The organism is Halioglobus sp. HI00S01, from assembly GCF_001635445.1.
Taxonomy (GTDB): Bacteria; Pseudomonadota; Gammaproteobacteria; order Pseudomonadales; family Halieaceae; genus Halioglobus; species Halioglobus japonicus.
Map to the genome: position 1 here is coordinate 1 of NZ_LWEE01000088.1, position 455 is coordinate 455.

The window sequence follows — 455 nt, forward strand, 5'->3', positions numbered from 1 at the left end:
CTGTAGGGAAAAATACCGTATCGCTGTCAGGGCTCGTGAAGCAGGTGGAGCCGCTTGAAGGGTGGACCCAGTTTGGGGTAGAGACATCGTTCAGTTACCAGCAGCCATCAGGCGATCTCAGGGAAGAGATAGATGTTTGCAACTGTACAGTGGAAAACGCGTTGCTCGGCGATATCGAGGGGTTTTCAGCAGGAGCAACTGTTGAGATTGAGGGGCGCCTGCTTAGGGGGCGAGTCCTTGTCACTAGCATCCATGTTTCGCTGCCGAAACCGGCGCCCGGCGGTTTTGCTTTAAAGCCGTCAACAGCGCCGTGCCTCGATATGCCATCCTTTCATGTCCTTGGCGCTAATGGGGGTGAATCATGACAGGGAATGAATCAGCCGCTGGTAAGTGGATAGTCATAACCGGCATAGATGGCTGTGGGAAGGGCACGCTGGCCGATTCAATGGTCGATG

General features: G+C 54.7%; 1 protein-coding gene. It reads left to right on the top strand.

The window, feature by feature from the left end; translation table 11 throughout:
• Window positions 1-365, top strand: a 365-nt coding sequence (locus A3709_RS24545) for a hypothetical protein (RefSeq protein WP_231871171.1), incomplete at its 5' end; no start/stop codon positions are given.
• Window positions 366-455 lie beyond the last annotated feature (90 nt).